This window comes from Nostocoides australiense Ben110 (genome assembly GCF_001050535.1).
Taxonomy (GTDB): Bacteria; Actinomycetota; Actinomycetes; order Actinomycetales; family Dermatophilaceae; genus Nostocoides_A; species Nostocoides_A australiense.
Window position 1 is genome coordinate 1,103,131 of the sequence record NZ_HG764815.1, and the last position, 10,165, is coordinate 1,113,295.

At 67.9% G+C, this 10,165-nt stretch carries 11 protein-coding genes, 1 tRNA gene and 1 pseudogene; 5 read left to right on the forward strand and 8 right to left on the reverse strand.

Going from position 1 to position 10,165, the window contains the following annotated elements; all coding sequences use genetic code 11:
• Positions 1 to 298, forward strand: a pseudogene (locus BN11_RS23440) (IS1634 family transposase); the annotation flags it as partial.
• A gap of 142 nt (positions 299 to 440) precedes the next feature.
• Here the strand turns inward: BN11_RS23440 and BN11_RS05340 are convergent.
• From BN11_RS05340 to aroQ, 3 genes are all read right to left on the reverse strand, one after another.
• Positions 441 to 1,949 carry an LCP family protein gene (locus BN11_RS05340; protein ID WP_053084012.1) on the reverse strand — a complete coding sequence of 503 codons (1,509 nt, stop codon included), beginning with the start codon at positions 1,947 to 1,949 and terminating at the stop codon, positions 441 to 443.
• Between the two features lie 156 nt (positions 1,950 to 2,105).
• Complete coding sequence (locus tag BN11_RS05345; protein WP_048695436.1) at positions 2,106 to 2,309, reverse strand: cold-shock protein; 204 nt, start codon at positions 2,307 to 2,309, stop codon at positions 2,106 to 2,108.
• A 356-nt stretch (positions 2,310 to 2,665) separates the two neighbouring features.
• Entirely contained in the window at positions 2,666 to 3,109 is a 444-nt protein-coding gene (gene aroQ / locus BN11_RS05350) for a type II 3-dehydroquinate dehydratase (RefSeq protein ID WP_048695439.1), read from the reverse strand.
• 18 nt (positions 3,110 to 3,127) lie between these two features.
• Here aroQ and BN11_RS25570 point away from each other — a divergent pair, with 18 nt between their 5' ends.
• Both BN11_RS25570 and BN11_RS05355 read left to right on the forward strand, forming a co-directional pair.
• On the forward strand, positions 3,128 to 3,256 hold the full coding sequence (locus BN11_RS25570) for a hypothetical protein (protein WP_268807075.1): 129 nt from the start codon (positions 3,128 to 3,130) through the stop codon (positions 3,254 to 3,256).
• Positions 3,257 to 3,276: 20 nt separating this feature from the next.
• Positions 3,277 to 3,879 carry a DUF389 domain-containing protein gene (locus tag BN11_RS05355; protein ID WP_083433552.1) on the forward strand — a complete coding sequence of 201 codons (603 nt, stop codon included), beginning with the start codon at positions 3,277 to 3,279 and terminating at the stop codon, positions 3,877 to 3,879.
• Between the two features lie 208 nt (positions 3,880 to 4,087).
• Here BN11_RS05355 and BN11_RS05360 read toward each other — a convergent pair.
• Positions 4,088 to 4,174 (reverse strand) — tRNA-Ser (locus BN11_RS05360).
• Positions 4,175 to 4,316: 142 nt separating this feature from the next.
• Between BN11_RS05360 and BN11_RS25065 the strand changes: the two genes are divergently transcribed.
• The gene (locus tag BN11_RS25065; protein ID WP_053084013.1) at positions 4,317 to 4,667 is read left to right on the forward strand and encodes a hypothetical protein; all 351 of its coding nucleotides are present in this window, start codon (positions 4,317 to 4,319) and stop codon (positions 4,665 to 4,667) included.
• Positions 4,668 to 4,730: 63 nt separating this feature from the next.
• Here the strand turns inward: BN11_RS25065 and cysE are convergent, their stop codons facing one another.
• A complete protein-coding gene (gene cysE, locus BN11_RS05370; protein WP_048700873.1) occupies positions 4,731 to 5,348 on the reverse strand; it encodes a serine O-acetyltransferase in 618 nt (205 codons plus the stop codon).
• A 65-nt stretch (positions 5,349 to 5,413) separates the two neighbouring features.
• On the reverse strand, positions 5,414 to 6,343 hold the full coding sequence (cysK, locus tag BN11_RS05375; RefSeq protein ID WP_048695442.1) for a cysteine synthase A: 930 nt from the start codon (positions 6,341 to 6,343) through the stop codon (positions 5,414 to 5,416).
• Positions 6,344 to 6,541: 198 nt separating this feature from the next.
• Between cysK and BN11_RS05380 the strand changes: the two genes are divergently transcribed.
• Positions 6,542 to 8,851, forward strand: a complete 2,310-nt coding sequence (locus BN11_RS05380) for a (Fe-S)-binding protein (RefSeq protein ID WP_048695445.1) — start codon at positions 6,542 to 6,544, stop codon at positions 8,849 to 8,851.
• An 82-nt stretch (positions 8,852 to 8,933) separates the two neighbouring features.
• On the opposite strand, the gene BN11_RS05385 is transcribed toward BN11_RS05380, so the two are convergent.
• Both BN11_RS05385 and BN11_RS05390 read right to left on the reverse strand, forming a co-directional pair.
• Complete coding sequence (locus BN11_RS05385; protein WP_048695448.1) at positions 8,934 to 9,908, reverse strand: enoyl-CoA hydratase/isomerase family protein; 975 nt, start codon at positions 9,906 to 9,908, stop codon at positions 8,934 to 8,936.
• Positions 9,905 to 10,165, reverse strand: a 261-nt coding sequence (locus BN11_RS05390) for a helix-turn-helix domain-containing protein (RefSeq protein WP_048695451.1), incomplete at its 5' end; no start/stop codon positions are given. The genes BN11_RS05390 and BN11_RS05385, both read right to left, overlap by 4 nt.

Sequence of the window (10,165 nt, forward strand, 5' to 3'; positions counted from 1 at the left end):
CTGGCAGGTCGAGGCGTCGTTCCGGATGTCCAAGAGCGACCTACGCGCCCGACCGATCTTCCACCACACCAAAGACGCGATCGAGGCCCACCTGACCATCGTCTTCGCCGCGCTGGCCATCTCCCGGCGCCTCCAAGACCAGACCGGCATGAGCATCAAGAAGATCGTGCGCGCGCTCCGCCCGATCCAGCAGATCACCATCACCATCGCCGGCCACCCCCACACCGCGGCCGACTCCCTCACTGACGCCGCCCGAGACATCCTCATCGCCACAGGCCACGAGCCCGCGACACACTAAATTGGCACGACTCGGGCGGGACGCCCGCCCGGACAACCCGGGGCGCCGAGCGGACCCCCGACGACACAAAGCCGCTTCTCACGCCCGGGCGGCGTGCGCCGAGCTTCGTCGGGTTCTCGTCAGGGGCTGGTATGCCGCCCGCTCAACTGCAGATGTCCTGGTCGGCTTTGCGGGTGTCGAGGCCGTCGGGCACCGCGGGTGGCGCGGAGACGGTCATCTTCGGGAGCGGGTCCTTGCCCTTGCGGTTCGGGACTTCGACGGGGTTGGCGGCGCCCATGCCCAGGTGCACCACGATCACCGAGCCGAGGTTTTCGTCCGCCTTGAGTTTGGCGCCGGGAAAGGCCGCTGCGACGGTGCGGGCGGCCGCCTTCTGGGCCTTGGAATGCCGGATGACGACGCCCTCCGTCTCGCCGGCCGCGCCATTGCGATAGCCGGCAACAGTGAAGCCCTGGACACTGAGCGCGGCGCCGGCCTGCGTGGCGAGACCTCCGACGCCGGAGTCGTTGCTGATCTCGACGGAGATCTTGTCCGGGGCGACCGTCAGGCGCTCCTTCGTCGTGCTGGTGGCGGTCGGCTTCGGCTTGTCGCTCGATCCCGGCAGGGGCCGGTCGGCCTTGATGGCCTCCCAGATCTCCGATGCGTTGTCCTTCCACTGCACCCGGTTCGGGTCCTTCGGGTAGACCTCGGTGGGCACGGTGACGAACTCGATCTCGTCGACCCCGATGTGGCGCAGGCTGTTGGCGATCCCTGCCAGCGTGGTGGCGCCGAGGTCGGCGTCGGCCGTCATCGATTTGGTGGCGGCGTCGAGGAAGGCGAACAGCTTGTCCGGGCGAAGCAGCAGCTTGGTGTCGGTCGCCTCCTGGACGACCGAGGACAAGAAGGCCTGCTGGCGGCGAATCCGGTTCAGGTCACTGCCGTCGTTGACGGTCTTGCGCACGCGGACGTAGCCGAGGGCTTCCTTCCCGGTCAGGCGGTGTCGGCCCGCCGCGAGCGTGAACTGCGCGTCCGAGTCGGCGATGTCGACATTGGTGCACACCTCCACTCCCCCGAGGGCGTCGACCATCTCCTGGAATCCGCGGAAGTCGACGACGATGAAGTGGTCGACAAAGACCCCGGTCAGGCCTTCGAGGGTCCGGATCGTGCAGGCCGGGCCGCCCTTGTTGAAGTTGTAGTTCCACTGGCGGACCTCCCCATTGGCCACGGTGCTCTTGGGGTCGTTGCAGTCCTTGGGGGCCTTGGTCATCGAGTCCCGCGGGATCGAGACGATGAGCGCCCGGCTGCGGTCTGCGGAGAGGTGCACGAGCAGGTTGGTGTCCGAGTGCGCGCCGCCCTCGACCGTGTCCTTGCCGTATTCGGTGGTGCCGATGCCCTCGCGCGTATCGGACCCCATGACCATGACGTTCAGGGGTCGATCGACGCCGGCGGACACCGAGGTCGTCGACGGGCGCGAACCGAGCGCCTTGGAGATGTCGATGCGCTTGATGTTGTGGTTGAGCTTGAAGTACGCCAGAACCGTGGGGGCGACGAAGACGACCAAGGCAGCCGAGAGCAACACCGCGACCAGACGGCGCCAGCGCCGCGGACGACGATGGCGACTGCGGTATCGCGTGACCGGCGTGCCGGCCTCGTGGTCTTCCGATGGACCGGACACGGGTGGGGCTTCCTTGGAACGAACCAGGTATGTCTTCTCAAGGAAAGTCTAGAAGACGAAGCGGGCACGTAGAACGGCCCCGACCGAATGCTCGGTCAGGGCCGTTCGTGACGACAGTGCGGTGGCGGACTCCCGGGTCCGCCGATCGCGTCAGTCTCAGATAGCGCGAACGCGGTCCGCCTGCGGGCCCTTCGGGCCCTGGGTGACCTCGAACTCGACCCGCTGCGCCTCGTCGAGAGTGCGGTAGCCGGAGGAGTCGATCGCGGAGTAGTGAACGAACACATCGGGGCCGCCGCCATCCTGGGCGATGAAACCGAAGCCCTTTTCAGCGTTGAACCACTTAACAGTGCCCTGTGCCATGGGGTAAATCTCTTTCCTTCTATTGCCGTAGATATCCGAACTGCTCGAATATCCGTAGCTGCCCTGCCTTCTCCCATGTGGGGCATTCTGATCCCCGGCCGACGCCACCCTGGCGGGGCGGATGTGGCCAATTATGCGAGTACTGCTTGTGCAACCGGCGTGAACGGTAGCACGCCGAGACGAACCGTACGGCCCAAGGACAGGCGGATCGACCACGTGCTGGGCCCCCAGCGGGGATCGGACTTGACAGGTGGCCAGAGGATCCGGCGTGGGGCCGTCGAAAATCGTTGTCCCGCAACGCTTTTGGCAGAGAACCGGAACCTCAAGTCATTACCGACGGGTAGGTAAAATTTGTCCTAAGTCTTGGCACCGAGCCGGTGAGCGATGACCTGGATGGCGAAGTCGTAGCCGAGCGTCCCGCACCCGGCGATGACCGCAGCCGCAAGGGGTGCGACATAGGAAACGTGCCGGAAGGCTTCGCGAGCGTGAGTATTCGAAATGTGCACCTCAACAATGGGCCCTGAGACGGTGGCCAGCGCGTCACGCAACGCGATGGACGTGTGGGTATACGCCCCGAGATTGACCACGAAACCGGCCGACCCACGCAGCTCGTGCACGGCATCAATGAGCGCGCCCTCGCTGTTGGACTGGCGGAACTCCACGGCATACCCCAGGCTCTCGGCGGTGCGACGGCAGCGCGCTTCGACGTCGGCGAGGGTCTCGGAGCCGTAGATCCCCGGCTCTCGCTCGCCGAGCAGATTGAGATTGGGGCCGTTGAGGACGGCGATGGTCGCACTCACCCGGCCAGTATGCCGCTCGTGGAGCACACTGAAGGCGTGCTGCACATGCGGGCGGTTGTGCCGAAGGAGCTGTCGGAGCCGGCCTTACGCATCCTCGAGGGAGATGACGCGGTCACCGCTTTGACCATCTTGCGCGGTCCGAACTGAACTGGACATATATCTCCTTCATGGTCATGGCGACCCTGCTCGCCGGCATCGCGATCATCCTCGACAGCGGAATCCTCACGGTCGGGGCGATGGTGCTGGGTCCGGAGTTCGGGGCGATCGCCGCGCTGGGGGTGGCACTCATCCGGCGCCGCTGGCAACTGCTCCGCATGGCCGCGCGCACGCTGGTGGTCGGCTTCTCGGCGGCCATCCTCGTCACCTTCCTCATCTCGCTCGGCGGGCGCTGGCTGGGCTGGGTGACGATCGAGGACCTCACGTCCCGGCGGATGGCTACCGACTTCATCTATCACCCGGACCGCTGGTCCATCGTCGTCGCCGTCCTCGCCGCCGCGGCCGGGGTGCTCTCCTTGACCTCGGCCAAGGTCGGCGGCCTGTCGGGAGTCTTCATCTCGGTCACCACCATCCCAGCGGCCGGCAATGTCGCCCTCGGCCTCGCTTTCGGCGACTGGGGCGAGGTGAGGGGCAGCGGCTTGCAACTGCTGATCAATATCGCCGGTATGGCCGTGGCCGGCTGGGCCACACTGTGGATCCAGCAACCGGTGTGGGCCCGGGTCGCCGCCAAGCGCGCCCGCCACCAAGAGACCCTCGCCACCCAACGCGCGTGATCTCTCCGACGAGACGCCGCGACGCCGCAGGGCGACCGGACCCCCGACTACACGAAGTCCTGAGCTCGGGGCCGTGCAAGCGGGCCCGCCGGTGTGAGAAGCGACTTCGTGTCGTCGGGGGACCGCCCGGCGGCCGGGGGCGGGAAGAGACCTCGACTGCGAGCTGAATGCGACAGTCGTGACAACAGGCGCGGAGGGCCTGGTAGTGCGGAGGGCGTGGGATTCGAACCCACGATGACGTTGCCGCCATAGCGGTTTTCAAGACCGCCGCACTAGGCCACTATGCGAGCCCTCCTGGGCCGCCGGGGGCGGCCGCGGGTCAACGGTACGCGAACACCTGGCCGGGTGCCGAGCCACCACGGGCAGCGGACGGCGGCTAGGGTCGAAGGCCAGGAGTCGGGCCACGGCATACCGTGGCGAGCAGAAGGAGCGAACGAATGGGCAAGCTGTCATTCCTGGCCGGAGCGGCCGCCGGCTATGTGCTCGGTGCCCGCGCTGGCACGCAGCGTTACGAGCAGATCAAGACCCAGGCGAACAAGCTGTGGTCGAGCGACCCGGTGCAGACCAAGGTGAGCCAGGCGACCGACGCGGCCAAGACCAAAGCCGCCCCCTTCGTCGCGGACGTCGTCAGCGACGCCGCGAAGACCACCGCCAACAAGCTGCGGGAGGTCAAGGACAACGTCGGCGGGGACAAGGACGAGGACCTGCCTGCGGGAATCCATCGCGGCACCGACGGCCGACTCCACGCCGAGCACAACTGGGGACCGGGGCCGGGCAAGCTTCCCTGAGCCCCCGCAGACGACGAACCGCCGGCTGCCCAGAGTGGGCAACCGGCGGTTCGTCGTCTGCGGCTAGATGAAAAGCGCGGGATCGCGGAAGAGCGCCTCGTAAGGGTCCTCGGCGGGCATCGTCGGGAAGCGGTATGCCGCGGGCACGCCCGTCGCGATAGCGCCGGCGGGGACGTCCTTGACGACGACCGAGTTGGCGCCGATCTGGGCGTCGGAGCCGACATAGACCGGTCCCAGCACCTTGGCCCCCGCCCCGACGGTCACCCGGTCACCGAGGGTGGGGTGGCGCTTGACCCGCTCCATCGAGCGCCCACCGAGCGTGACCTGGTGATACAGCATCACGTCGTCGCCGACCTCGGCCGTCTCGCCGATGACGACGCCAATGCCGTGGTCGATGAAGAAGCGCCGCCCGATGGTCGCCCCCGGATGGATCTCCACTCCGGTGAACGACCGCGACAGATACGCGATCAACCGCGCGGGCCACTTGCCGCCGGGCCGGAGCCACAGCGCGTGGGCGAGCCGGTGCAGCCAGATGGCGTGCAGGCCCGCGGAGGTCAACAGCACGACGAGCCGCGACGTGGCGGCGGGGTCGCGGTGCATCGCCGCGTCGAGGTCTTCACGTATGCCGTGACGCGCCGCAGCAAGCAGGCCGCCCTCGCGGACGGTGGGAGACACGAGCATCGCTTTCACCTTCATGGTCGGGACCGCCGGCCGGGCGCCCTGGAAGCACCCGGCCCCGGCTTGGGTCAGTCGAGGAGGTCGGAGAAGAGGACGGTGGACAGGTAGCGCTCGCCGAAGCTGGGGATGATCACCACGATCGTCTTGCCAGCGTTCTCGGGGCGGCGGGCGACGATGTCGGCGGCGGCCAGGGCGGCGCCGGAGGACAGCCCGACGAGCAGGCCCTCCTCCTTGGCGGCGCGCCGGGCCCAGTCGACGGCCTGGTCGGCGTTGATGTCGAGGACCTCGTCATAGATGGACGTGTCGAGGATCTCGGGCACGAAGTTGGCGCCGATGCCCTGGATCTTGTGCGGGCCAGGCTGGCCGCCGTTGAGGATCGGCGACTCCTCTGGCTCGACCGCAATCATCTGCAGGCCGGGCTTGCGCTCCTTGAGGACCTGGCCGACACCGGTGATGGTGCCGCCGGTGCCGATGCCCGAGATGACGATGTCGACGCCGCCGTCGGTGTCCTTCCAGATCTCCTCCGCGGTGGTCTTGCGGTGGATCTCGGGGTTGGCCTCGTTGGCGAACTGGCGCGCCAGGATGGATCCTTCGCGCTCGGCGACGATCTCGTCGGCGCGGTTGACCGCACCCTTCATGCCTTCGCTCGCCGGGGTGAGGACGAGTTCCGCGCCGAACGCCCGCAGCAGGGCGCGGCGCTCCTTGGACATCGACTCGGGCATGGTCAGGACGACGTTGTAGCCGCGGGCCGCCCCGACCATGGCCAGCGCGATGCCCGTGTTGCCGGACGTGGCCTCGACGATCGTGCCGCCGGGCTTGAGGGCACCGGACGCCTCGGCGGCGTCGATGATCGCGACGCCGATGCGGTCCTTGACGGAGTTGGCCGGGTTGTAGAACTCGAGCTTGGCGGCAACGGTCGCCTCGCTGTCGATGATGCGGTTGATCCGCACGAGCGGGGTGTTGCCGATGAGCTTGGTGACGTCGTCGTAGATAGGCACTGCTTCTCCGTATGGTGCGTGGTCCAGCGGGTCGTGTACGCGGCAACACTACCCAACCGCGATTTATGCCCGCACAAACATCTCGTTATATGTCATGCGTAACCGCATGCGGCAAATCGCCCGGGGCGACGGACACCACATGAGCCGGTCATCACAGGCGCCCCATCCGCACCCCGCTGCCTACTTAGACTCGCGATCATGTCCCCTCTGCAGATCATCGGGATCGCCTTGTGCTTCACCATCCCCCTCGCGGGATGGGCCTTGCTCGCGCGGCAGATCTGGCGCTTCAGCGCCCTCTATCGCGCCGGGCAACCGGCGGTGCGCCTGGACAACCCGACGTCGCGGACCTGGACCCTGATCAAGGAGTTCCTCGGGCACACCCGCATGTCCCGGTTGCCGCTGGTCGCACTGGCCCACTGGTTCACCGCGCTGAGCTTCCTGATCCTGTTCGCCACCCTGGTCAACGCCTTCTTCCAGCTCATCTGGGCGGACTTCCGCCTGCCGGTCATCGGTCACTTCCCGCCCTTCGAATGGCTCATCGAGGCCTTCGCGTGGGGCGGCCTGATCGGGATCCTCGTGCTCATCGTCATCCGCCAGCTGGCGCACCCGCGCAGCGCCGCCGGTGAGCACGGCCGCCGCTCCCGTTTCTTCGGTTCGACCTGGTGGCAGGCCTACTACGTCGAGTTCACCATCCTCGTGGTGACGATCTGCATCCTGCTGCTGCGCACCCTCGAGGCGGCGATGCTCAAGATCACCCACCCGGAGGAGTCGCAGGCGTTGCACTTCCCGCTCACCGGCTGGCTGGCCGGCATGTGGGACGGGCTCTCGCTCGACACGATCAACAACCTCGTCTACCTCGTCGCGACGATCAAGATCATGGTCTCCTTCGCTTGGATGATCACCATCTCCTTGCAGCCGACGATGGGCGTTGCCTGGCACCGCTTCCTCGCCTTCCCGAACATCTGGTTCAAGCGCGAGTCCTCCGGCCGCACCGCCCTCGGCGCGTTGCAGCCGATGGTCAAGGACGGCCAGCCCGTGACCATGGAGACCCTCGAGGACCACCCCGAGGACGAGGAACTCCAACTCGGGGCAGGCAAGATCGAAGACTTCACCTGGAAGGGCCTGCTCGACTTCTCCACCTGCACCGAGTGCGGCCGCTGCCAGAGCCAGTGCCCGGCGTGGAACACCGACAAGCCCCTCTCCCCCAAGCTGCTGATGATGACGCTGCGGGAGCACGCCAACGCCAAGGCGCCCTACCTGACCGCGGCGGCCGAACAGCGTACGGCCCTCCTCGAAGCCGACCCCGATCTGGCCGCCCTGACCGAACTTCCCCTCATCGGCCAGACCGGCTACGACATCGCCGAACCGCTCACGGCATACAACCCGCACGGCCCGAACGCCGTCATCGACCAGGACGTGCTGTGGTCCTGCACGACCTGCGGCGCCTGCGTCGAGCAGTGCCCCGTCGACATCGAGCACGTCGACCACATCGTCGACATGCGCCGCCACCAGGCGCTCGTCGAATCCGCCTTCCCGGGCGAACTCGCCGGCCTGTTCAAGAACCTCGAGGGCAAGGGCAACCCGTGGGGCATGGGCGCGAAGGCTCGCCTCGACTGGGCCAAGGACCTCCCCTTCGAGGTGCCGGTCGTCGGCGAGGACGTCGAAAACCTCGACGGCTACGACTACCTGTTCTGGGTCGGCTGCGCCGGGGCCTACGAGGACCGCGCCAAGAAGACGACCCGCGCGGTCGCCGAGTTGCTGCACCTCGCCGAGGTGAAGTTCGCCGTCCTCGGCAACGGCGAGACGTGCACGGGCGACTCCGCCCGCCGCGCCGGCAACGAGTTCCTCTTCCAGATGCTCGCGCAGCAGAATGTCGAGGTCCTCGCCGAGGCGGGCGCCGTCAAGATCGTGGTCACCTGCGCGCACTGCTTCAACACGCTGAAGAACGAGTACCCGCAGTTCGGCGGGTCGTATGAGGTGCTGCACCACACCCAGCTGCTCAACCGTCTCGTGCGCGAGAAGCGACTGGTGCCGGTCACCCGCCCCGGTGCCGACCCCGTGAAGTCGACGAACAAGGACGCCGCCTCCAGCGCGAACACGGTGACCTATCACGACCCGTGCTACCTCGGCCGGCACAACCACGTCTACACTTCGCCCCGCGAACTGCTCGGCTCCCTCCCGGGCGTCACGCTCAAGGAGATGCCGCGCCATGGAGAGCGGTCCTTCTGTTGCGGCGCCGGCGGCGCACGCATGTGGATGGAGGAGAAGCTCGGCGAGCGGATCAACATCAACCGCACCAACGAGGCCCTCGGCACCGGCGCCCAGCGCATCGCCATCGGCTGCCCCTTCTGCCGCGTCATGCTCTCCGACGGGCTGACCGCCCGGCAGTCCGAGGGCTATTTCGAGCAGGTGGAGGTCGTCGACATCGCCCAGATGCTGCTGGCCGCCGTGCGCCCGGGTCCGGAAGCCCAACCAGCCCAGATCGACGTCTCGTCGGTCGCGAATTGACATCTCGCCGCGGTCGAAACGGCATCTCGCCGGGGTCGAAATGACATCTCGACGGAGGGTTGGGTGGCGAGCGGCGGTGCGGCTAGGCGGAGAAGAGGGCGTCGACGTCGGCGGGGGTGACGTCCTCGATCCGGGCATGCCGCCAGCGTGGCCGGTCGTCCTTGTCCACGAGTTTGGCGCGCACGCCCTCGGTGAAGTCGCCGGCGAGCATCATCCCGCGCGCCAACCTGGTGTCGACGGCGAGGGTCTCGGCGAGATCGGCCTCGGTGGCCGCGCGGCGCACGCGCGCCAGGGCGGCGGACACGGCGAGCGGGGAACGCCGGCGCACCTCCGCAGCGCACTCGCGCGCCTCGGAGGCGGGGTGCGACTCCAGCCGGCCGATGATCGCCGCGGGGTCGTCACCGGCGAAGCATTCGTCGATCCAGTTCTGCTGCACCAGAATCGGCGCCGGTCCGAAATCGCCGGACGGGTCGGCTAGGCCGAGCAACACCGCGTCCGCCGCGCCGAAGGTGTCGCCGGTGACGGCGGCATACGTCCCGAGCTCCCCCGGCCTCCGGGCGAAGATGCGGGTGATGCCGACGTCGGGGAAGAACCCGATCGCCGTCTCGGGCATGGCGACCCGGGCGTCTGGGCCGATGGGCCGATGCGTGACATGGGCGCTCAGCCCGAGCCCGCCGCCCATGACGACGCCGCGCATGTGAGCCGTGACCGGCTTGGGATAGGTCCCCAGGCGTAGGGCGAGATCGTATTCGCGTGCCCAAAAGTCCACTGCCGCATCGGGATCGCCGTTGACGATGGCGGCGCGGACGGCCTTGACGTCGCCGCCGGCGCACAGTGCCCGGTCGCCGGTGCCGTCGAGGACGATGGCCGTGACCCGGTCGTCGGTGACCCACTCGTCGAGTTGGATGAGGAGGTCCTCGACCATGACGCGGGTCAGGCTGTTGAGCGCTTTCGGCCGGTTGAGCCGGACGTATGCCGTGCCGCCGCCCGCGGCATACAGCACCTCGTCCGTGCCCCGCGGCGATGGCGAAAACTCTTGTGGCGCAGGGGTTTTCATGCGCTCTTTGCCATCATCGCGGCGAGGCGGGACCGCGACGGGATGTCGAGCTTGCGATAGATCTGGGCCAGGTGGTTGTCGACGGTGCGCGGCGAGAGATAGAGCTGCTCGGCGATCTCCTTGCTGGTCAGCCCGGCGCCGACGAGTTGGGCGACCGCGAGTTGCGCCTTGGTCAGACTCGCGAGCGGCGAGTCGGCCGCAGCGTCGGCCTCGCCGCCCTCGATCCGCCCGGCCGCGGCGATGCCGGCCGCCGCGAT